This window comes from Pectobacterium betavasculorum (assembly GCF_000749845.1).
In the GTDB taxonomy this organism is placed as follows: domain Bacteria; phylum Pseudomonadota; class Gammaproteobacteria; order Enterobacterales; family Enterobacteriaceae; genus Pectobacterium; species Pectobacterium betavasculorum.
Map to the genome: position 1 here is coordinate 342,175 of NZ_JQHM01000001.1, position 21,248 is coordinate 363,422.

A 21,248-nucleotide genomic window follows, 5' to 3' on the forward strand; every position below is an offset into this window, starting at 1 on the left:
GGCTGAAATGTTGGCACTTAACCGTATCGCTACCTTGTTGTTGCTGGTTTCCGGCGTCGCAACGTCCGCACAGCTCACTGTGAAATCGCCTCAAGAAACGCTCGCAGTCGTTAAATTGGACGACGGTACGCGTCTTGAAAAATTTTATGAACAGGTTCCCTGGCCACAGAATATCAACTGGCAAACGGCGTTTATTTCTGATTTTGCAACAACGCAGAAGGTACAAGTACAGGGTGATGTCTTGGAGCGAAAGTTGGCGGAACTGGAAACTCTTTGGCGTAATTCAGGTGATGGCGATCTGGCGATCTCCGCCTGGCTGCTGAGAAAAGCGATTAACCCGATTAATGTTGCTGGTCGTATCCGTACCGATTTGGATCCTGACCGCATTCGTGTGCATAGTGAAAATAATCGCCCTCTGGTGGGGGAATATGCACTGTATGTGGCTCCCCATGATGACAGACTCTCTATGATTGGTTTGGTTAATACCGCTGCCGACGTGGGTGAACTGGAGACGTCGGGAAAACTGGCACTGCGTGCCGGATGGTCGATCGAGAATTATCTTGCCGGGCGGAGACTTTTAGCGGGAGCAGATAACAGTTACGGCTATCTGATTGGGGGGAATGGCCAGTGGCGCAAAGTACCGCTAGCGCTATGGAACCGTCAGCATATTGAGCCTGCGGCGGGTGAAACGATCTTCATCGGCTTCAATCCTTCTGTTTTACCTCAGGATATGTCATCACTTAACGATCAGCTTGCTGACTACCTGTCTAACCGGATCCCACTCGAATGACCAAGAGCAGAAATGTTAAACTAGGCTGTCTGTCGTTGGCGATTGGCAGCATCTTGAGTGCACAGGCGATGGCGGCTGAAACAGAAAGTGGCCGCACCGAAACGAACCCGAACCTGCGTTTTCAGCCTGCGGGAGTATCACAGGCTGATTTCGGTGGTACGGGCCTATTGCAGATGCCGACTGCACGTATGGCGGAAACGGGTGAGTTTAGCCTTAACTATCGTGATAACGAAGAGTACCGGCGCTACTCCGTGTCCCTTCAGGTCTTTGACTGGCTAGAAACGACGGTGCGTTATACCGATATCCGTACTCGTCCTTACAGTAACAACGCTGATTTTAGTGGTAATCAATCCTATAAGGACAAAGCATTCGATCTTAAGGCTCGCCTGTGGCAAGAGAGCTATTGGATGCCGGATGTATCGCTGGGATTGCGTGATATTGCGGGTACAGGGCTGTTTGATAGCGAATATTTGGTAGCAAGCAAGCGTATGGGGCCGTTTGATTTCACGCTGGGTATGGGGTGGGGCAATATGGCTGAGAGCGGCAATATCAAAAACCCAGCCTGTTCACTGAAAGACAGCTTCTGTAATCGTACCAACAATACAGACACTGGCCAGTTTGAGGTGGGGAACTTTTTCCATGGCCCGGCAGCACTGTTTGGTGGGATCGAGTATCAAACGCCGTGGGATCCGTTGCGCTTAAAGCTAGAGTATGACGGCAACGATTACAGTGCAGAACGAACTTCACCTGATGGCCGACCACAGCAGCTTAAGCATGATTCGCCTTTCAACATCGGCGCGGTTTATCGGGTTGGCGATATACTGGATACCACGCTGTCATGGCAGCGCGGAAATACCCTGATGTGGGGCTTTACCCTACGCACTAATTTCAACGACCTGAAGCCGAACTATTTAGACGATGCGCCCCCGGTCTATGCGCCGGTGCACGATGGTAAAGGGACAAACTGGCAGCTAGTCTCGAAAGAGCTGAATGACAAGGCTGGCTTTAAGGACGCCGATATCTATGCGGACCAAAAGCAGGTCACCATTGTTGCCGATCAGACAAAATATCGTGATAGTGAGCAGGCGACACAACGTGCGGCTACGGTATTGGCGAACCACGTGCCGGGCAGTATTGATGAATATCATATTGTTCAGCGTAATCAGCGTTTACCTATTGCCAGTACGGAAGTCGATGCCAAAGCTTTCCATCAGGTTCAACTGGCTGCCGTTCCGCTTGGTCAACCGGAACCTGAAACACATCGCAAAGAGCCGGTATCCGACGTGCGTGGTCAGCAAGTGTTGCTCGCTGAACCCGATCGTCTGACGTATTCATTAGATCCGACGTTAGTGCAGTCTTTCGGCGGCCCTGAATCCTTCTATATGTACCAGGTCGCTCTGAAAGGCAATGTGGATTACCGTCTAAGCGATCACTGGAGCGTGGGGGGAACCGCGACGCTGAATCTGGTGAATAACTATGACAAGTTCAACTATAAAACGCCACCAGCGGACGGCGCGGCGCTGCCGCGTGTCAGAACCTGGGTGCGTGAATATGCCACTTCTTCAGATTTATTATTGACCAACTTGCAACTGACCCGCAGGGATAATCCCGCGCAGGACTGGTATACACAGGTCTACGGCGGCTATCTGGAATTGATGTATGCCGGTGTCGGTTCTGAAGTGCTGTATCGTCCGTTCGGTAAAAGCTGGGCGCTGGGGATGGATGTGAACTATGTCAAACAGCGTGACTGGAACGACATCATGAGGATGGCCGATTACGATGTGGTGACAGGTCATCTTACTGCATACTGGGAGATGCCGTTTATAGAAGGTGCTGTCGCGAAAGTGAGCGTGGGGCGCTATCTGGCTGGTGATAAAGGGGTGACCCTCGATCTCTCTCGCCGCTTTGACAGCGGGATTGTTGCAGGGGCCTTTGCGACCAAAACCGATGTTAGCTCCGCTGAATATGGTGAAGGAAGCTTTACCAAAGGCTTCTATGTCTCGATACCGTTTGATCTGCTGTTCACTGAACCGACGGTGAAACGTGGATCTGTCGGTTGGGTACCGCTAACGCGTGACGGTGGTCAAATGCTTCAGCGCCGTAGTTCGCTGTATGGCCTCACCGATCACTAATCGATTCTCGGTCGTTTAGGGTTTATCAAGCCCACCATGGTCTAAGTACCATGGTGGGCTTTTTTGTGCGCCTTTGCTTTGCTAAACAAGTTCATTTAATAACCGATTTGAACTATTTCATTTGGTTATTATTTGTATCTTGATCATGTTGTTTCCAGGTAAGAGAATGATGAGCTGTTATTCCTAAGTTATTGGTAATTTAACTCGTTAATCGCGGTTATCGTGACAGATCGGAAGATTCTCAAGAAGAAGTGTGTCCTGTGAGTAATGATTGAAATAGTTTCGTCATGGAAGGTTCATGCAGCGAAATCTATTATCTCCAGCCTCAATGGCGAAATAAGAACATAGCCATTAATGCTGACAGGAGAGTGCAACTCGATGAATTTGCCTATTTCCGCTGTTATCTCGTTAGTGATGAGTTCTGTCTGGTGTCTCCCTCTGCATGCGGCCATGCAGGATAATCCTCTTGGTATCTATCAACTGATTCAAGAGAGGATGGTGCTGATGAAAGATATTGCGGGTTATAAGGCTCGCCAACACCTGCCGGTTCAGGATTTAAAGCAAGAGGACCGTATTTTGAGTAAGGCGCGGGAGCAATCTGCTGCCGTTGGTTTATCCCCTCAGAGTACACAGCTGTTTTTTACTTCATTAATGAATGCGAGCAAAGCCATTCAGTATCGCTACATGGCGGACTGGCTTGCTACGCCTGAGAGCGACTGGACACCCCTTTCGTTGAACGACACCATCAGGCCCATGCTACTCACGATTGACGACCAACTTCTGATTAGTATTAAACGTTATCTCGCGAATGGCGGGCATTTTGCACCTCAGCAAGAGGCTACATTTCTTTCTTCTATTAATGTTGAGCATCTGTCACAGAACGACAAACGCCAGATTTATGCGGCATTGAGCCACATTGAACCAGACGGCAAATAGCTGAGTGGGAGAGAAGACGATGACTTACCAATTATTGAAAGGGAGTGAACGCGGAAATATCGCTGACGCAGCGTACCGCGAGCGCTGTAATGTTAATGAAAGCGTTAGGGTAATGCTGGTACTGCGTTTTACTATGCCAGAGGATGAGTATTATACCGAACTGCACGATAGCATCGATCCGCAATTTGGCGGCATCAACGCTAACAAGCCGCTGTCGCGTGCCAGTTATGCCAGGAAATTTGGCGCGGATGATGCTGATATGGAGCACGTTCGCGCATTTTCTCGGCATTATCGGCTATCTATCGAGCGTGAACATCCTGCCAGCCGTACCGTCTTCTTAACGGGTACCGCAGTGCAAATGGAGCAGGCATGGTGGCTATTTATCATGGGAACCAGACGCTGGAAGTGTTCGGTCTGGCAGTGAATGTCCAGTGCCGCTCTATCCGGCCAGGTTTAGATAAAGGTGAAATGCCCTGGATCTTTCTGATTGATAAAAAGCGCATACGAGATGCACAACGGTTCCTGTCGCGTTTTCTCTACTAACTCGCGGTACAGCGGCATGACGATCTCAATGCTCTCAGGTTTGATAAAATCCTGTGCGATGACTTGAAGCATAAAATAGCTCTTCCTCTCTGTGAGTCCTGCTGATTAAACGGTTCCGGTTAGCCGCGCTGCTGTTTTTCACTCTGATCTGCGCCGTTTCCCTGTCGGTAGGCCAGCGATACCATCAGCGATTGCACCAAACACAGCGTGGCAGACTGTGAACGGAATGCATCAACCTGCGCTTCTTTCACCACAAAACAAACGTCGCTGAGCGTTGCCAGCGGACTGATTTGGCTGTCGGTAATCACAATTTGTCGCGCACCCGCTTTCGCCGCCATCTCGCTGACCATCACGGTTTCCTGTGAATAGGGTGAGAAGCTGATGGAGACCACCACATCGCGTGAGTTAACGCGGCTGAGCTGTTCGCGAAACATGCCTCCCAGTCCGTTGACCAGAATTGCACTGCTTTCCAGATGGCTGAGCGCATAGGTGAGGTAGGTGGCGACGCTAAATGAGCGCCGCAGCCCCACGATATAGATCGTGTCCGCCTGAGCCAGAAGATCGACGGCTTTTTGCAGATCCTCTTGCGGGGTACGTGCCGCTAGCTGTTGCATCGCCTGCGCGTTTGAGCGGGCAAACTCATGCAGAATATCCAACGGCGTTTCTGGCACGGCATCAGCTTCCATCGCCCGAAACAGCCGCGCCCGATCGGTATAGCTGGCCGTTTCCTCCACCAGATTCATACGGAATAGCTGTTTCATTTCGTTGAAACCGCTGAAATCAAAGGCGTTGGCGAAGCGGATCAGGGTTGAAGGGGGAACATCCGCGCGTTCGGCGATCACCGCGACAGTATCAAACGCGATGCTGTTGGTATTATCCAGCACATAGTGTGCGACCTGCTGTAACCGCTTGCTGAGTGAATCATAACGCTCGCGGATCTGTTCCTGTAACTCTCTCAGGCTGGTTGCCATGGGCATATCGGGTCATCTCCCAAAGACGTGTAAGACTCACATATCACAATTCTGCCCGGTTCCCGTCACGCCTGTGATGGGTGTCTGAAACGGAACGGAAAATTCATTTCTGGATACGGCTGTTTTATCTGTACGACATTTCCGGCGATAAACCTTTTATCGATAAAGCTATTTTCAGAGTCTGTTCGCCTGTCTTTGTAGACAGCCGACTTCAAGTTTACATAAAAATTCGCAGCGGATCACAATAATCAATATTTATTTTATTTTTTCATTAAATGGAATATTCATTTCATATACTGTAATCCGGTGTCAGCCGTTTGTCTCCTCAAAACCCACAAAGGTGTAAACATGGAAACCGTATCTAACTTCATTCAGGGGGCAATTGCCTCCAGCAACAGCCAGCGCTACGCCGCGGTGTATAACCCGGCGACGGGCGAGCAGATCCGCCAGGTTGTGATGTCTGATAAGACAGAAGTAGAGCAGGCCATTGCCAGCGCGGCGGCGGCATTCCCGACGTGGTCGAAGCACTCTCCACTACGCCGTGCGCGCGTCCTGTTTCGCTTCAAGGCACTGCTGGAAGAACGAATGGATACGCTAGCTCGGCTGATTTCACAGGAGCATGGCAAGGTCTATTCCGATGCTGTGGGTGAGGTGACACGCGGGCTGGAAGTCGTTGAGTTTGCCTGTGGTATTCCGCATCTCCAAAAAGGTGAACACTCAGCGAATGTTGGCACTGGTGTGGATAGCCATTCTCTGATGCAGCCGCTCGGCGTGTGCGTTGGGATTACGCCGTTTAACTTCCCGGCGATGGTGCCCATGTGGATGTTCCCGATTGCACTGGCGACAGGTAATACCTTTGTGCTTAAGCCCTCGGAAAAGGATCCGTCGCTCTCGCTGCTGCTGGCACAACTGCTGAAGGAAGCAGGCCTGCCGGATGGCGTGTTTAATGTCGTTCAGGGCGACAAAGAAGCGGTGGACGTCCTGCTGACCGATCCGCGCGTGCAGGCGGTAAGCTTTGTGGGATCGACGCCGGTGGCGGAATACATTTATCAGACGGCATCGGCGCACGGCAAACGCTGTCAGGCGCTGGGTGGGGCGAAAAACCACTGTATCCTAATGCCGGATGCCGACATGGATATGGCTGCCAGCGCGATTATGGGCGCGGCGTTTGGTGCGGCGGGCGAGCGTTGCATGGCGTTGTCGGTGGTGGTCGCTGTTGGTGATGACACGGCGGAAGCACTGCATCAGCGTCTGAGCGCACAGATCAAAGCAATGCGCGTCGGGCCAGGTCTGGTCGACGGGCAGGAAAATGAAATGGGGCCGGTAATCAGCGCGCCACATCGAGCAAAAATTGCCGACTATATTCAAAGTGGCGTCGATCAAGGCGCGACGCTACGTATCGATGGCCGCACGCTGTCCGTACAAGGGCATCCGCAAGGCTATTTCATCGGGCCGACGCTGTTCGATAACGTCACGCCGGAGATGAAGATCTATCAGGAAGAAATTTTTGGTCCCGTTCTATCCGTGGTACGCGTGCCGGATTACCAGACGGCGGTGACGCTGATTAACAACCATGAATACGGCAACGGTACGGCTATTTTTACCCGCGATGGTGAAACGGCGCGTCAGTTCTGTGAAGAGGTGCTGGCCGGCATGGTTGGCGTGAACGTACCTATCCCAGTACCGATGGCGTTCCACAGCTTTGGCGGCTGGAAGCGCTCCATTTTTGGGCCGCTGAATGTCCACGGCAATGACGGCGTGCGCTTCTACACCCGCATGAAAACTGTCACCAGTCGCTGGCCCGCCAGCGTCCGTCTGGAACACCACACCAGCAGTTTCGTCATGCCCACGCTGGAGTGAGGATTTGACCTATAACGGGTGGTGAAAATAGTGCACCGGTTTTGTTCTGCTGGCGTCAAAAATTATGCTGAGGTAGGTGCGCCGCCGAAAGAGCGACAAGGATGTCGCGAAAGCCAGTGCCGCGGAGGGGCCGCGTCACTGGCGGTTCGGATGACGGTGACACATACCGAAGGGCCCGCGTAGCGGCATAATTTATCGCCATAAGCCTGGGTTCTCAGGGCGGCGGCGATTGAGCGCCCTGAGTCGGGCGCGTGCTACAACGTAGCATAAGAATGGCTAAATTTTCGCGCACGAAATGCTCGCTGAATATACATAGTTCATTATAGAAATCAGATCCTTATTTAAGGAGTAGATCAATGGATACGTGTCGCATCACCATGGCGCAGGCGCTGGTCAGGTTTCTCAACCAGCAATACATCAGCGTTGATGGTGAAGAATCCCCCTTTGTGCAGGGCGTCATGACCATTTTTGGTCACGGTAATGTACTGGGCATCGGCCAGGCGCTGGAGCAGGAGGCAAACCGTCTCACCGTGCATCAGGGGTGCAACGAGCAGGGAATGGCACACATCGCCGTCGGGTTTGCTAAACAGCACAAGCGGCGGAAAATCTATGCGGTGACTTCATCGGTGGGGCCGGGAGCGGCGAATATGGTGACCGCTGCGGCGACCGCTACCGCCAACCGCATCCCGGTACTGCTGCTGCCCGGCGATCTGTTTGCCTGTCGCCAGCCGGATCCGGTATTGCAGCAGGTAGAGCAATACCACGATCTGTCGATTAGTACCAATGACTGCTTCAAACCGGTTTCCCGTTACTGGGATCGTATTAATCGCCCTGAACAGCTGATGAGCGCGTTGATTAACGCCATGCGTGTACTAACCGATCCGGCAGACACCGGTGCGGTAACGCTATGTTTACCGCAGGATGTACAGGCAGAAGTCTGGGATTATCCGACATCATTTTTCCGCAAGCGTGTCCATCACCTCGAACGCCGCCCGCCGGATGCGGCTCGACTGGATGAAGCAGCAGCGCTGATTGCGAGAAAACGCCGTCCAATGCTGATTTGCGGTGGCGGCGTACGCTATTCCGGCGCACATGACGCGCTGGTGCAGTTTGCCGAGCAGTTTGCGATACCGTTTGGCGAAACGCAGGCGGGCAAAGGCGCGATCGTTTCATCACACCCGCTGAACTGCGGTGGTATTGGCGTGACGGGCGGGCTGGCGGCGAATCGACTGGCGCAAGAGGCGGATCTGATTATCGGCGTCGGAACGCGTTTAACCGATTTTACTACTGCTTCCAAGTCTCTGTTTCAAAACCCAGATGTTGAGTTTTTACTGCTCAACGTTGCCGAATTTGATGCGCTAAAACTAGACGCCTTACCCTTGATCGCCGATGCCCGTGTCGGGCTGGAAGCGCTGAGCAAACGGCTGGCGGCGGCGTCGTATCGTAGCGGTTGGCAGCAGGCTGTTGATCAGGCTCGTGCGGAATGGGAGCGTGAGCTACAACGTCTGTTTGCCGTGCAAGATAAAGGGGAACTGGTGCCGGAAGTGGTGGATGGGTTGGAAGACAAGCTGGACGAATACCGTCACACGTTGAATACCCATCTGACGCAAACGCGTGTGCTGGGCATACTGAATGAGGAGCTGGAAGACAACGCGGTTGTGGTGGGCGCTGCGGGCTCGTTGCCGGGCGATCTACAGCGTGTGTGGCAGGTGAAAACGCCAGACAGCTATCATCTGGAATATGGCTACTCGTGCATGGGATACGAGATTGCGGCGGCCATTGGTGCACGCCTTGCGGCACCGAAACAGCCTGTCTACGCGATGGTTGGCGATGGTTCCTATTTGATGCTCCATACCGAACTGCAAACGGCGGTACAAGAAGGCATCAAAATTACTGTGTTGCTGTTCGACAATGCGGGTTTTGGCTGTATCAACAACCTACAAATGAGTCAGGGGATGGGCAGTTTCTGTACAGAAAATCGCTATCGCGATGCAGAGTCAGGGCAACTGCGCGGTGCGCTTATTCCGGTAGATTTTGCCAAGAATGCGGAAAGCTATGGCTGCAAAGCGTGGCGGGTACATGATGAGGCCTCGCTCAGGCAGGCACTGACGGAATCACGCCAGCATACGAGGCCAGTGCTGCTTGATATCAAGGTGCTGCCGAAGACCATGACGCACGGCTATGAGTCCTGGTGGCGCACCGGCACGGCGCAGGTTGCTGACAACCCGGAGATTGAGTCTGCGGCCAATAGCGTGAAAGCCGCGCTCTCCCGCGCGCGTCAGTACTAGGTGAATTTCCCTTAGTGGCTGTTTCTGAGTAACAAATAACGTCGGGTCGCAAGTGGGATTAGTAGTTACCCGGCGTAAGAAATTATGCTGAGGAGATAGCAGGCTTAGGATGAGCGGCATGGATGCCGCGAAAGCTTGCGCCACGTCTGACAAAAACGTCAGAGACGTTTTTGAACAGCACTTGTGCTGGCCCGAAGGGCGAGTCCCATTTATGGGGCGAGTAAACGTGTCGCAAGCGGTCCGTTAAGCCTGATACCGACGAAGGTATCGCGCAGCGACATAATTTAGCCGGAAGCCAGGGTTCACAGGGCGACGGCGACTGAGCCGCCCTGTGTCGGGCGCGTGCTAAGAGGTAGCATGAAAATGGCGATATTGTGGCGCACGAAACCCTTTCCACATCTGCATAAAAATTTGACGACGAAACAGCCTCTGCAAATAACATTTACGATCTTTAATTCTGTCAGGTGCTTCCCATCCTTCGATGAATAAGAAATCAAACTGAAATATACATTTCATTTTTAAACCACGGTTTCATTTTCCCTCCTGCCGTAAGCCAGCACCTGACCGATCCCCTGATAGTCATGTATATCGCCATAAACGTTCTCATTCGATGTGTGATTGTGGTTGCAGAAAACAGCGAAGATGTCATGAAAATGTTAACTGACGCGCAAAAATATAATTTTCAATTTATACAAAACTGAAATAAATGTTTTATTTTAGCTATCGGGATTTGCGGTAAAAAATGAGTGATGGGGCTGGAGAGTATGCGACTAGCCGTTATCCCGTCACTTTATCAGTCTGGCGTTAAATACCACTCAGGTAGCAAGGGAGCATCTATGTTTAACATCGCTTTACTGGGCGCGGGCCGTATCGGTCAGGTCCATGCAGTGAACATCGCGGCACACAAAGAAACCAACCTGTACGCGGTGGTCGATCCCAACCCCGCCAATGCCACGGCGCTGGCAGAACGTTACCATAGCAAAGTACAAACGGTTGACGAGGTCATGAACGACCCTGCCGTGCATGCTGTCCTGATTGCCTCCGCGACCGACACGCACGCTGACTTGATTGAGCTGGCCGCTAAGCATGGCAAAGCCATCTTCTGTGAAAAACCGGTACATCTGGATATTGCCCGCGTTCGCGACTGCCTGACCGTCGTCAAACAGCAGAACGTGCCGCTGTTTGTCGGCTTCAACCGCCGCTACGACCCGCAATTTCGCCGCGTCAAAACGCTAGCGGGTGAAGGCAATATCGGCAAGCCAGAATCTCTCCTGATTATCTCCCGCGATCCGTCCCCACCGCCTGCTGAGTATGTTCGCGTTTCCGGCGGAATGTTCCGCGATATGACGATCCATGATTTCGATATGGCGCGTTTCATTATGGGCGAAGAACCCGTATCGGTCTTTGCACAAGGCAGCAATCTGGTCGATCCGGCGATTGGTGAGGCGGGCGATATTGATACCGCATTTATCGTGCTGAAATTTGCCTCTGGCGCGATGGCGACCATCGTTAACAGTCGCCGTTCCGGCTACGGCTACGATCAGCGCCTTGAATTGCACGGGGCGAAAGGCGTGCTCACTGCTGGCAATATCCGTGAAAACGTAGTCGAGCAGTGGACGGATGACGGTTGTCTGTCTGCGAAACCTGAATATTTCTTCCTGCAACGCTATCACGCGGCCTACGCGGCAGAGTGGCAGCACTTTGTCGATGTGCTGAATGGTCTTACTCAGCCTGAGTGCTCCGGACTGGACGGTGAACGTGCGTTGAATCTGGCGGATAAAGCGTTTGAATCCCTGGCTCAAGGTAAGGAGGTCGCCGTGTAACCGTATTGGCACTGCGCGTTTTACCTGCTTTCAACCCTACACCCATACCCATAACAGAAGCAGATGAAGAGAAAAGACATATGAAAAAGATCATCAGCGTTACCGCAATCGCCATCGCACTGGGTCTGTCTGGTCTTGCTCAGGCTCAAAATGAACAAATCGTTTTCAGTACGCCGAATCTCGCTATGCCATTTGAAGTTCACATGCAGCGTACCGCCGTTAAAGCCGCCAAAGAGCTGGGCGTGAATTTACAGGTGCTGGATGGACAGGGTAGCTCGCCGAAGCAGGCCGCCGACTTGGAGAATGCCATCACGCGTGGTGCACAGGGCTTTGTGGTGTCACCGAATGACGTTAACGCGGTTTCCAGTGCTGTAACCGAAATTCAGGATGCCAAGCTGCCGGTAGTCACACTGGATCGTTCGGTGAAAACGGAAAAAGCGGTGCCGCATTTTGGCGCCAATAACTACAAAGGCGGCCAGGCTATTGCCGACTATGTCAAAACCAAGTTCCCGGATGGGGCAGAGATCATTTTGCTGACCGGTCAGCCGGGTTCTTCTTCCAACATTGAACGGACGCAGGGGATTCGCGACAGCCTGAAAGCGGGCGGCAGCAAGTACCGTATTGTGGCTGACCAGACGGGGAACTGGATGCGTTCAGAAGGGATGCGCATTGTTGAAAGTGTTTTTCCTTCGCTGCCTAAACGTCCGCAGGTGATCCTCTCTGCGAATGACGACATGGCTTTGGGCGCGATTGAAGCGTTACAAGGGCAGGGGCTGAAGCCCGGCGACGTGCTGGTGACGGGATTTGATGCCGTGCCGGAGGCGCTGGCTCGCGTACGCGACGGCTGGCTGGCGGTGACCGCCGATCAGCGTCCAGGCTATGCCGTGACCACGGCGTTAACGCAGTTAACCAATAACATCCGCAGTAAAGCGCCTATCACCGGGGCAGACTACCAACCGACCATGATTACCAAAGATAATCTGAACGATGCCGAGCGCATTGGCGAAGCGGGAAAATAAATCGTTTTCCACGCCATTATTAAATCATAAAGGGTATTCAGCAGGCCGCGACCGCGCGGCCTCGCGGGAGGAAGGTACGCATGACGGAACCCCTACTGAACATCACCAATCTGGCAAAGAGCTTCTCTGGCGTCTGGGCGTTGAGCAATGTACAGCTGACCGTACAGCGGGGAGAAATTCATGCGCTATTGGGAGAAAACGGCGCGGGTAAATCGACGCTGTTAAAGGCGCTGGCAGGGGCGCAGCCGCAGACTAGCGGCGATATCTGGTTTGGCGGCCAGCAACTGTTACCGCTTGAATCGCCAGTTGAACGACAGAAGCAGGGAATTATCACTATTTATCAAGAGTTTAATCTTCTGCCGAACATGAGCGTCGCGGAAAATATGTTCCTGGGGCGTGAGCCACAGCGCAGTGGATTATTTGTAGACGCACTGGCGGTCAACCGCGAGGCGAAAGCGGTACTGGATTACCTGAAACTGAACATTGCGCCGACGACGCAGGTGGCGCGTTTGAGCGTGGCGCAGCAGCAGATGGTTGAAATCGCCAGAGCACTGACGCTGAACGCCAAACTGATTGTGATGGATGAGCCATCGGCGGCGCTGAGCGATAGCGAAGTCGACAGCTTGCACCGCGTAGTACGCGAGCTAAAAGGGCGCGGTGTGAGCGTGGTGTATGTGACGCATCGGCTGCATGAAGTCTTCCAGCTATGTGACCGATTTACCGTATTTCAGGATGGGCGCTACACCGGTTCTGGGGATGTCGCCAGCACCAACGTGCAGGAAATTATTCGTCTGATGGTGGGGCGTGACGTGGTGTTTAATCGGCGTCCACCTTCAGAAACGCACCATCAGGATAAGCCGGTACGTCTGGCGGTTAAGGGCTTAAGCCGGGAAAAACCGCCGCTGGATGCGCACGGTATCGCGCTAAAAGACATTAGCTTTCAGGTGCATGCGGGCGAAGTGCTCGGTATTGCCGGGCTGGTCGGCGCAGGGCGCACGGAAATCGCACGCTGCCTGTTTGGTGCCGATGGGTTCTCTACCGGTGAGTTTGTGCTGGATGACGCGCCTTATCATCCGTCCACGCCACTGCATGCGCTGTCGCAGGGCATCGCGCTGGTGCCGGAAGACCGAAAGAAAGAGGGCGCGGTGCTGGGGTTATCGATCAGGGAAAACATCTCACTTTCCAACCTCTCATCACTCATGCGCTGGCGCTGGTTTGTGAACACCCGTAAGGAAGACGATCTGATCGACGCCTACCAGCAGGCGCTGCATATCAAGATGGTGAACAGCGAACAGGAAGTGCGCAAGCTGTCGGGCGGTAACCAGCAAAAAGTGATTCTTGCCCGCTGTATGGCGCTGAATCCCAAGGTATTGATCGTGGATGAGCCCACGCGCGGCATTGATGTAGGAACCAAATCTGAAGTGCATCAGGTGCTGTTCGATATGGCTAAACGGGGCGTCGCCGTGATTGTGATTTCCTCCGATTTACCGGAAATCATGGCGATTTCTGACCGCATCATCACGCTCAGCGAAGGGCGAATCAGCGGGGAAATTCATGGCGATGATGCCACAGAAGAAAAACTGATGACGATGATGGCTATTTGCCACGACGCATTACACGCAGCATAACGGAGGTGACGCATGTCCCAGCAGCCGCTTTCTAAGACGATTACGCCGCCCAACACGCGTGGACGTTTTGACCCCATTGGCTTTTTTGAACGCTTTGGCGTGTTTATTTTCATGATTTTGCTGCTGATTTTCTTTCAGTCGCAGAACAGCAACTTTCTGTCCGAACGCAACATCACCAACATCCTTACCGAAGTGTCCATCTACGGCATCATGGCCGTAGGGATGACGTTCGTCATTTTGACTGCCGGGATCGACCTGTCCGTCGGCTCAATTCTGGCGGTATGTGCGATCACCGCCGCATCGGTGATTAAAGGCGACAACTTCACCACCGTCGATCCCGATGCCTGGTTCGGCCTGAGCTGGTTGGTCGCGTTGGGCGTCTGTCTGGCAATGGGCACCTTTATTGGTTTCTTGCATGGTTTAGGGGTGACCAAACTGCGTCTGCCGCCGTTCATCGTCACGCTGGGTGGGATGACCATCTGGCGCGGATTAACGCTGGTGATGAACGACGGTGCGCCGATTGCGGGCTTTGATCCAGGCTATCGCTGGTGGGGACGGGGAGAGATCCTCGGTATTTCGGTGCCGATCTGGATCTTCGCGCTAGTCGCCTTACTCGGCTATCTGGCGCTGCATAAAACCCGCTGGGGACGCTTTGTGTACGCCATTGGCGGCAACACCGAAGCGGCGCGACTGGCTGGTGTGAATGTGCAACGTGTACTGGTCAGTGTCTATGTGGTGATTGGCTGCCTGGCCGGGCTGGCGGGCTTTATTCTCAGCGCCCGTCTCGGCAGCGCAGAAGCGGTCGCGGGGATCACCTTCGAACTTCGCGTCATCGCCTCGGTGGTGATTGGCGGCACCTCGCTGATGGGCGGCTATGGCCGGATCAGCGGCACGATTATCGGCTCGATCATCATGGGCATTCTGATTAACGGACTGGTGTTGATGAACGTATCGGCCTACTACCAGCAGATTATCACCGGGTTGATTATCGTGCTGGCTGTGGCGTTCGACACCTATGCCAAGAGCCGTCGCGGCGCTATCTGATCCGCGCCTGTACCGAATCTTTTTTGCACTGAGGTGGATATGAAGGATGTACGTATTGGGTTAATCGGCACGGGCTATATCGGGCGTGCGCATGCCATCGCCTACGCGCAGGCACCGACGGTCTTCCCGCTGAAAGGGAATCTGGTGAAAGCCATGCTGGCGGAAGTGTCGCCGGAACTGGCGGCCAAACGGGCGCAGGAGTTCGGTTTTCAGCGCTCAACCGGGGATTGGCGTGAACTGGTGGCGGATCCCGACATTGATGTGGTGGATATCTGTGCGCCGAACTTTCTGCATAAGACGATGGCGATGGCAGCCATCCAGCACGGCAAGCATGTTTACTCAGAAAAACCGTTGGCGCTGAACGCGCGTGATGCCAGAGAAATGGTTGATGCTGCGCAGCGAGCAGGTGTGAAAACGCTGGTGGGCTTCAACTACATGAAGAACCCGACCTCACAGTTGGCCAAAGAGATCATCGCCAGCGGAGAAATTGGCGAGGTGGTGCATTTTTACGGTACGCACAATGAGGATTATCTGGCCGATCCGAACAAACCCGCAGACTGGCACTGCTTTAAAGAAACGGCAGGGCTGGGGGCATTAGGCGATCTGGCGGCGCACATCGTCAACATGGCGCAGTATTTGGTTGGCGATATCGCCAGCGTCTGCGGCGATCTGCAAACGGTAATTGCGCAGCGTCCGGCTGCATCGGGCAGTAGCGAATGGGTACAGGTGGAGAATGAAGATCAGGCGCATGCCCTGGTGCGGTTTGCCAGCGGCGCACGGGGTGTGATTGAAACCTCGCGTATCGCCTGCGGCCGAAAAATGGGTCTGACCTACGTGGTGACAGGCACCAAAGGCACGCTGAGTTTCACGCAGGAACGCATGGCTGAGCTGAAACTGTATCGGCATGACGAACCGGAAAATCGGCAGGGATTTAAAACGCTGCTGACCGGGCCACAACACCCTGATTATGCGGCCTTCTGTGCCAGCGCCGGACACGGTATTGGATTTAACGATCAGAAAACAGTGGAAGTGCGCGATCTGATCGACGGCATTGCGGCTGACGTACCCCTATGGCCGGATTTCGAAGAGGGCTGGAAAGTATCGCGAGTTCTGGATGCGATAGTGCAGTCACACGAAACGGCGCGCTGGGTGAACGTGGACGAGGTGGGCTGATTAAGGCTTTTTTACGCGACTTTTTTACAGGGTTTGCCGCTATGAGTAAGGAAAAGACGTTTGATGTGATTTGCATGGGGCGCGTTGCTGTCGATTTGTACGGGCAGCAAATCGGCGCGCGTCTGGAAGATATGGGCAGTTTTGCCAAGTATCTGGGTGGGTCGTCCGGCAACGTGGCTTACGGTACGGCGCGACAGGGGCTGCGTTCTTCCATGCTGGCGCGGGTGGGCGATGAGCATATGGGGCGTTTCCTGCGTGAAGAGCTGAATCAGGTCGGCTGTGACACCAGCCATTTGATTACCGATAAGGAACGCCTGACGGCGCTGGTGCTGTTGGGCATTAAAGATCGCGATACCTTTCCGCTGATTTTCTACCGCGAAAACTGCGCCGATATGGCGATTTCGTCGGAGGATTTCACCGAAGATTACATTGCATCGTCACGCTGTCTGGCGATTACCGGCACGCATCTCTCTCACCCCAACACGCGTGCAGCGGTGCTGACGGCGCTGCAATATGCACGACGCAACGGGGTGAAAACGGCGCTGGATATTGACTACCGTCCGGTACTGTGGGGGCTGACGTCGCTGGGCGATGGCGAAACCCGTTTTGTTGAAGCGCAGGCGGTCACGGCGCAGTTGCAGCAGGTGCTGTCGCTGTTCGACGTGATTGTCGGCACCGAGGAGGAATTCCACATTGCTGGCGGCAGCACGGATACCTTGCAAGCGCTGCGCACGGTACGGCAGCACACGCAGGCAGAGCTGGTGTGCAAACGTGGAGCGCTGGGCTGTTCGGTGTTTAGCGATGCCATTCCCGACCATTTGGATAAAGGCATTACGATCAAAGGCGTGCGCGTGGATGTTCTCAACGTGCTGGGCGCGGGCGATGCGTTCATGTCCGGCCTGCTACGAGGCTATCTTAACGGTGAAGGCTGGGAGAAAGCCTGTGCTTACGCCAATGCCTGTGGTGCGCTGGTGGTATCACGTCACGGCTGTGCGCCAGCGATGCCAAGCAAGATTGAACTGGATAACTATTTAGCGCGAGCGGCGAGCGTGCCACGTCCCGATCTGGACGAAGAGCTTAACCATCTACATCGCGTTACGACACGCCGTAAACAGTGGCATGAACTGTGCGTGATTGCGTTCGATCACCGCAGCCAACTGGAAGACATGGCGCTGAACTGCGGCACGGAAATCAGCCGTATTCCGGCGCTGAAGAAGCTGATTCTGCGTGCCAGCTATGATGCGGCGCAGCAGGCAGGGCTGGAGGGCAAAGCGGGTCTGCTGTGTGACGGCACGTTCGGACAGGATGCGCTGAATGATATTACCGGAAAAGGCTGGTGGATTGGCCGACCGATTGAGCTACCGGGGTCGCGCCCGTTAATCATGGAGCGCGGCAACATCGGTTCACAGTTGGTGAGCTGGCCGCTAGAGCACGTGGTGAAATGTCTGGTGTTCTTCCACCCGGAAGATGCCCACATGCTGCGGCGCGAGCAGGAAATGAAGGTGATGGAGGTCTATCAGGCCTGCCGTCAATCCGGCCATGAGCTGTTGCTCGAAGTCATTCTGCCCGCGGGGATGACGCACAGCGATGCGCTTTATCTGCGCGCTATTCAGCGCTTCTACAACCTTGGCGTGCGGCCAGATTGGTGGAAACTGCCACCGCTGTCCGCCGAAGGCTGGGAACAACTCACGCCGCTGCTGGCCGAGCGCGATCCTTACTGTCGCGGCGTGGTCATCCTTGGGCTGGATGCGCCGCTGGAAACGCTGCAACAAGGCTTTAGCGCTGCCGTCAATTTCCCGATCGTGAAAGGGTTTGCCGTCGGGCGCACCCTGTTTGCCCAGCCAGCGCAAAAGTGGCTGCGTAATGAGATCGATGACGCCGAATTGATTGAGCAAGTTAAACATAACTACCTGCAACTGATTGCCGTATGGCGTCAGCGCGGTTAACCCGTTTCTATGTGATCGAATAAAGGGAAAATAACATGACGGTTCAACTTGGTATAAATCCACTCACCTGGACAAATGACGATCTGCCTTCTCTGGGTGCGGACACGCCGCTGGAAACCTGTTTGAGCGAAGGGCGGCAGGCGGGATTCGTCGGTTTTGAATTAGGCAACAAGTTCCCACGTCAGGCCAGCGTGCTGGGGCCGATCCTACAAGCACACGATCTGCGTTTAGTCTCCGGCTGGTATTCCGGCGAGTTATTGACCCGCTCGGTTGAAGAAGAAATCGACGCGGTGCAGGGGCATCTGGCGCTGTTGCGCGATCTCGGCGCGGCAGTGCTGGTGTTTGCGGAAGTGACGGGCGCGATTCACGGCGATCAGCAGAAACCGGTTCATCTGCGTCCGCGTTTCCCCGAAGAGCGCTGGCCGGAATATGGCAAAAAACTGACCGAATTTGCGCGTTACACGCAAAGTCAAGGCGTGCAGATTGCTTACCACCACCATATGGGTACGGTGATTGAAAGCGCGCAGGACGTGGATAATTTGATGGAACACACCGGGCCGGAAGTGGGGCTGCTGCTGGATACGGGTCACCTGACGTTCGCGGGGGCCGATCCGGTAGCGGTGGCGAAACGCTGGATTAATCGCATCAACCACGTTCACTGCAAAGATATCCGCCCAGACGTGCTGAAAGACGTTAAAAACCGTAAAACCAGCTTTCTGGACGCGGTGCTAAGCGGCGTCTTTACCGTGCCGGGCGATGGCTGCGTTGATTATCCGGCGGTGTTTAACACCCTGAAAGCCAATAACTACAGCGGATGGCTGGTTGTCGAAGCGGAACAGGATCCGGCCGTCGCGCATCCGCTAACCTATGCGACGCTAGGCTACAATAACTTGCAACGCTTCGCCATGCAGGCGGAACTGATCTGATTTGTGGTGATATGGAGGTAACAAGATGTCCCGACTCTTATCACGTCATCGTGCGCCTGATGAACACGGGTGTACGCAACACATCACGCCGGAGACGGCGGGCTGGCGATATGTGGGGTTCGATGTTTACCAACTGGCACCGGAGCAGGTGCTATCGCTGCCTGCCAGTGATAATGAACGCTGTCTGGTGCTGGTCAGTGGCAAAGCGACGGTCACCACACTGAGCGAATCCTTCGAGAAGATTGGCGACAGAATGAGCCCGTTCGAGCGCAGAAAGCCCTATGCGGTTTATGTCACCGTTGGCGAAACGATTACGGTAACGGCACACACCGCGCTGGAGCTGGCGGTTTGCACCGCACCGGGGGTCGGCACGCATCCGACTCGGCTGATCGCTCCGCAGGATATTGACGCGGAGCAGCGTGGCGTCGGCAATAATAAGCGCTACGTGCATAACATTTTGCCGGAGGATAAAGCGGCGGATAGCCTATTGGTGGTTGAAGTGTACACCGATGAAGGTTGTACCAGCTCCTATCCCAGCCATAAGCATGACGTCGATAATCCGCCGCAGGAAACCTATCTGGAAGAAACCTACTATCATCGGTTGAATCCAGAGCGGGGGTTCTGCCTGCAACGTGTCTATACCGATGACCGTTCATTAGATGAATGCATGGCGGTATACGACAGGGATGTGGTGCAGGTGCCACGCGGCTACCATCCAGTCGCCACGATTGCGGGTTATGACAGCTATTATCTGAATGTGATGGCTGGCCCGACGCGCCAGTGGCGCTTCACGTGGGAAGCGGATCACCAGTGGGTCAACAGTCCCGAGTATGCGGATAAGCATAGGAAGGAATAGAAATAATTGTATTGCCGCAAGGTAATAGTGAAAGTATCTGGCATAGCGCCTCTCTGTTTTGCGGGGAGTATGCCAGTTTTACGTTTGGTCTGTGCATTTTCTCATTTAAGCCTACTGTTTCTATTGGGCTACTCGTTATATTGCCTCGCAAGCATCATAAGGAATGACGGGTAAGGGATTCATGGATGACATAAAAATTTCTGCATTGGCGGAGGCTGTTGCTGAGGCGATAAAGGATATTGTTTATAACGCGATAACTGCTGGCCTGATGAAATCGGTGACCCCTGCAGTATTTTTTACGGCAGGCTCTCCCGGTGCTGGCAAGTCTGAGTTGATTAACCAAAGGCTCCGCGTTTTTTCTAATATTTTGGTGATAGATGCTGATGAGTTTCGTCGGTTGCTGCCTTATTACGAAGAAACCAATGCGCCGCTCTTTCAGCGGGCGGCATCGAGCCTTGTTGAATATATCTACACGAAAGCAATCGCTGATGGCTTAGACATCATCATGGACTCAAATTTTGCAAGCTTTAAAAATGCCGAGTTTAATCTCTCTCTGGCTTTAGGTCGTGGTTATTTAACGGCTATCGATTATGTTTATTTGGATCCTCCGCTTGCTTGGGCATATGCTAAGCAGAGAAGGCGTAAGGTTCCGTTGAGTGTGCTAAAGAGTAACTTCATGAACTGTCGCTCAACGATCAAGAAAATATTGAAAGATAAACGATTTAGCGGAAAGGTTCAGGTGACGGTGTATTACCGTGAAAAAGACTTTACGCAATCAAATCAATTTAATGTTACTCGTATCAGAAACATTAAAACAGAAACCGAGTTTTTGAACTCACATCGTTGCCCTTATACAAAACTTGCTCACCTTAATGTCATCGCTGTATAATAAATATCCATATTTAAGGAGCGATTATGTCATCAAAATCCGAAACCATACGGGAGAGAAATGCGTTTTCTCTTGCCGATCTCTATGGTGAAGACATTTCCCCTGATGCCGCAGATGCTGACATGGTTGCTTTCGAGCGTTCTATGAATGATATGCTCCCTGCATTACTTTCCGCTAATGCAAAGAAAACGAGTCTCTCCATCGATCCGCTGAGAAAAAAACTTGTCGTTGCAGCTAAAACTGATGAGATTGCCTTAGTTGAACATATTGTTTTGGTGGAAAATTCAGGAATGCACAGGGATAGTGAAACAAGGCGTCGACGGAATAAACCGGTATTCGCTTCCAGATTCAAAAGTAAGTAATAAATCGGCTTCACATCAGAAGCCGATTTCAATTCATTGAACCGCATTACCATTTTCTTTAT

16 protein-coding genes and 2 pseudogenes are annotated in these 21,248 nt (G+C 53.4%); 16 read left to right on the plus strand and 2 right to left on the minus strand.

All coding sequences use genetic code 11. From position 1 onward, the window contains the following. The first annotated feature begins 7 nt into the window (after positions 1 to 7). The 4 genes and pseudogenes from KP22_RS01545 to KP22_RS21390 all read left to right on the plus strand — a co-directional run. The gene (locus KP22_RS01545) at positions 8 to 790 is read left to right on the plus strand and encodes a capsule biosynthesis GfcC family protein (RefSeq protein ID WP_039302300.1); all 783 of its coding nucleotides are present in this window, start codon (positions 8 to 10) and stop codon (positions 788 to 790) included. Continuing rightward, positions 787 to 2,922 (plus strand): YjbH domain-containing protein, encoded by a 2,136-nt coding sequence (locus KP22_RS01550; protein ID WP_039321976.1) that lies wholly within the window; start codon positions 787 to 789, stop codon positions 2,920 to 2,922. Before KP22_RS01545 ends, KP22_RS01550 begins: the two co-directional genes overlap by 4 nt. A 378-nt stretch (positions 2,923 to 3,300) precedes the next feature. After that, positions 3,301 to 3,858: a chorismate mutase gene (locus KP22_RS01555; RefSeq protein ID WP_039302305.1), complete on the plus strand. Its 558-nt coding sequence runs from the start codon at positions 3,301 to 3,303 to the stop codon at positions 3,856 to 3,858. Positions 3,859 to 3,877: 19 nt separating this feature from the next. After that, positions 3,878 to 4,231, plus strand: a pseudogene (locus KP22_RS21390) (protease pro-enzyme activation domain-containing protein); the annotation flags it as partial. On the opposite strand, the pseudogene KP22_RS01565 reads toward KP22_RS21390, so the two are convergent. Both KP22_RS01565 and KP22_RS01570 read right to left on the minus strand, forming a co-directional pair. After that, positions 4,147 to 4,473, minus strand: a pseudogene (locus KP22_RS01565) (putative quinol monooxygenase). The pseudogenes KP22_RS21390 and KP22_RS01565 sit on opposite strands and share 85 nt — an antisense overlap. A gap of 47 nt (positions 4,474 to 4,520) precedes the next feature. Then, positions 4,521 to 5,378, minus strand: a complete 858-nt coding sequence (locus KP22_RS01570) for a MurR/RpiR family transcriptional regulator (RefSeq protein ID WP_039302311.1) — start codon at positions 5,376 to 5,378, stop codon at positions 4,521 to 4,523. A 342-nt stretch (positions 5,379 to 5,720) separates the two neighbouring features. On the opposite strand from KP22_RS01570, the gene KP22_RS01575 reads away from it, so the two are divergent. The 12 genes from KP22_RS01575 (at position 5,721) to KP22_RS01630 (ending at position 21,186) form a co-directional block, all read left to right on the plus strand. Beyond that, on the plus strand, positions 5,721 to 7,232 hold the full coding sequence (locus KP22_RS01575; RefSeq protein ID WP_039321982.1) for a CoA-acylating methylmalonate-semialdehyde dehydrogenase: 1,512 nt from the start codon (positions 5,721 to 5,723) through the stop codon (positions 7,230 to 7,232). 356 nt (positions 7,233 to 7,588) lie between these two features. Further along, the gene (iolD, locus tag KP22_RS01580) at positions 7,589 to 9,520 is read left to right on the plus strand and encodes a 3D-(3,5/4)-trihydroxycyclohexane-1,2-dione acylhydrolase (decyclizing) (RefSeq protein ID WP_039321986.1); all 1,932 of its coding nucleotides are present in this window, start codon (positions 7,589 to 7,591) and stop codon (positions 9,518 to 9,520) included. Between the two features lie 836 nt (positions 9,521 to 10,356). After that, a complete protein-coding gene (iolG, locus tag KP22_RS01585; RefSeq protein ID WP_039302319.1) occupies positions 10,357 to 11,343 on the plus strand; it encodes an inositol 2-dehydrogenase in 987 nt (328 codons plus the stop codon). An 80-nt stretch (positions 11,344 to 11,423) separates the two neighbouring features. Beyond that, positions 11,424 to 12,362 carry a substrate-binding domain-containing protein gene (locus tag KP22_RS01590; protein ID WP_039302322.1) on the plus strand — a complete coding sequence of 313 codons (939 nt, stop codon included), beginning with the start codon at positions 11,424 to 11,426 and terminating at the stop codon, positions 12,360 to 12,362. 80 nt (positions 12,363 to 12,442) lie between these two features. Then, positions 12,443 to 13,990 (plus strand): sugar ABC transporter ATP-binding protein, encoded by a 1,548-nt coding sequence (locus KP22_RS01595; RefSeq protein ID WP_039321990.1) that lies wholly within the window; start codon positions 12,443 to 12,445, stop codon positions 13,988 to 13,990. 12 nt (positions 13,991 to 14,002) lie between these two features. Further along, positions 14,003 to 15,034, plus strand: coding sequence for an ABC transporter permease (locus KP22_RS01600; protein WP_039302326.1), 1,032 nt, complete (start codon positions 14,003 to 14,005; stop codon positions 15,032 to 15,034). 39 nt (positions 15,035 to 15,073) lie between these two features. After that, on the plus strand, positions 15,074 to 16,207 hold the full coding sequence (locus KP22_RS01605; protein WP_039321993.1) for a Gfo/Idh/MocA family protein: 1,134 nt from the start codon (positions 15,074 to 15,076) through the stop codon (positions 16,205 to 16,207). 41 nt (positions 16,208 to 16,248) lie between these two features. Continuing rightward, the gene (locus KP22_RS01610; RefSeq protein ID WP_039321994.1) at positions 16,249 to 18,153 is read left to right on the plus strand and encodes a bifunctional 5-dehydro-2-deoxygluconokinase/5-dehydro-2-deoxyphosphogluconate aldolase; all 1,905 of its coding nucleotides are present in this window, start codon (positions 16,249 to 16,251) and stop codon (positions 18,151 to 18,153) included. A 35-nt stretch (positions 18,154 to 18,188) separates the two neighbouring features. Further along, entirely contained in the window at positions 18,189 to 19,079 is an 891-nt protein-coding gene (gene iolE, locus KP22_RS01615) for a myo-inosose-2 dehydratase (protein ID WP_039321997.1), read from the plus strand. A gap of 25 nt (positions 19,080 to 19,104) precedes the next feature. Continuing rightward, positions 19,105 to 19,935: a 5-deoxy-glucuronate isomerase gene (gene iolB / locus KP22_RS01620; protein WP_039322001.1), complete on the plus strand. Its 831-nt coding sequence runs from the start codon at positions 19,105 to 19,107 to the stop codon at positions 19,933 to 19,935. Between the two features lie 181 nt (positions 19,936 to 20,116). Next, positions 20,117 to 20,824, plus strand: coding sequence for a zeta toxin family protein (locus KP22_RS01625; protein ID WP_052012450.1), 708 nt, complete (start codon positions 20,117 to 20,119; stop codon positions 20,822 to 20,824). Between the two features lie 26 nt (positions 20,825 to 20,850). Next, positions 20,851 to 21,186, plus strand: coding sequence for a hypothetical protein (locus KP22_RS01630; protein WP_039302338.1), 336 nt, complete (start codon positions 20,851 to 20,853; stop codon positions 21,184 to 21,186). Positions 21,187 to 21,248: the final 62 nt, after the last annotated feature.

Bases quoted from the DNA above. Each gene is read 5' to 3' on its own strand.
- KP22_RS01545 (WP_039302300.1), top strand. From the start codon at position 8: ATGTTGGCACTTAACCGTATCGCTACCTTGTTGTTGCTGGTTTCCGGC.
- KP22_RS01550 (WP_039321976.1), top strand. From the start codon at position 787: ATGACCAAGAGCAGAAATGTTAAACTAGGCTGTCTGTCGTTGGCGATT.
- KP22_RS01555 (WP_039302305.1), top strand. From the start codon at position 3,301: ATGAATTTGCCTATTTCCGCTGTTATCTCGTTAGTGATGAGTTCTGTC.
- KP22_RS01570 (WP_039302311.1), bottom strand. From the start codon at position 5,378: ATGCCCATGGCAACCAGCCTGAGAGAGTTACAGGAACAGATCCGCGAG.
- KP22_RS01575 (WP_039321982.1), top strand. From the start codon at position 5,721: ATGGAAACCGTATCTAACTTCATTCAGGGGGCAATTGCCTCCAGCAAC.
- iolD (WP_039321986.1), top strand. From the start codon at position 7,589: ATGGATACGTGTCGCATCACCATGGCGCAGGCGCTGGTCAGGTTTCTC.
- iolG (WP_039302319.1), top strand. From the start codon at position 10,357: ATGTTTAACATCGCTTTACTGGGCGCGGGCCGTATCGGTCAGGTCCAT.
- KP22_RS01590 (WP_039302322.1), top strand. From the start codon at position 11,424: ATGAAAAAGATCATCAGCGTTACCGCAATCGCCATCGCACTGGGTCTG.
- KP22_RS01595 (WP_039321990.1), top strand. From the start codon at position 12,443: ATGACGGAACCCCTACTGAACATCACCAATCTGGCAAAGAGCTTCTCT.
- KP22_RS01600 (WP_039302326.1), top strand. From the start codon at position 14,003: ATGTCCCAGCAGCCGCTTTCTAAGACGATTACGCCGCCCAACACGCGT.
- KP22_RS01605 (WP_039321993.1), top strand. From the start codon at position 15,074: ATGAAGGATGTACGTATTGGGTTAATCGGCACGGGCTATATCGGGCGT.
- KP22_RS01610 (WP_039321994.1), top strand. From the start codon at position 16,249: ATGAGTAAGGAAAAGACGTTTGATGTGATTTGCATGGGGCGCGTTGCT.
- iolE (WP_039321997.1), top strand. From the start codon at position 18,189: ATGACGGTTCAACTTGGTATAAATCCACTCACCTGGACAAATGACGAT.
- iolB (WP_039322001.1), top strand. From the start codon at position 19,105: ATGTCCCGACTCTTATCACGTCATCGTGCGCCTGATGAACACGGGTGT.
- KP22_RS01625 (WP_052012450.1), top strand. From the start codon at position 20,117: ATGGATGACATAAAAATTTCTGCATTGGCGGAGGCTGTTGCTGAGGCG.
- KP22_RS01630 (WP_039302338.1), top strand. From the start codon at position 20,851: ATGTCATCAAAATCCGAAACCATACGGGAGAGAAATGCGTTTTCTCTT.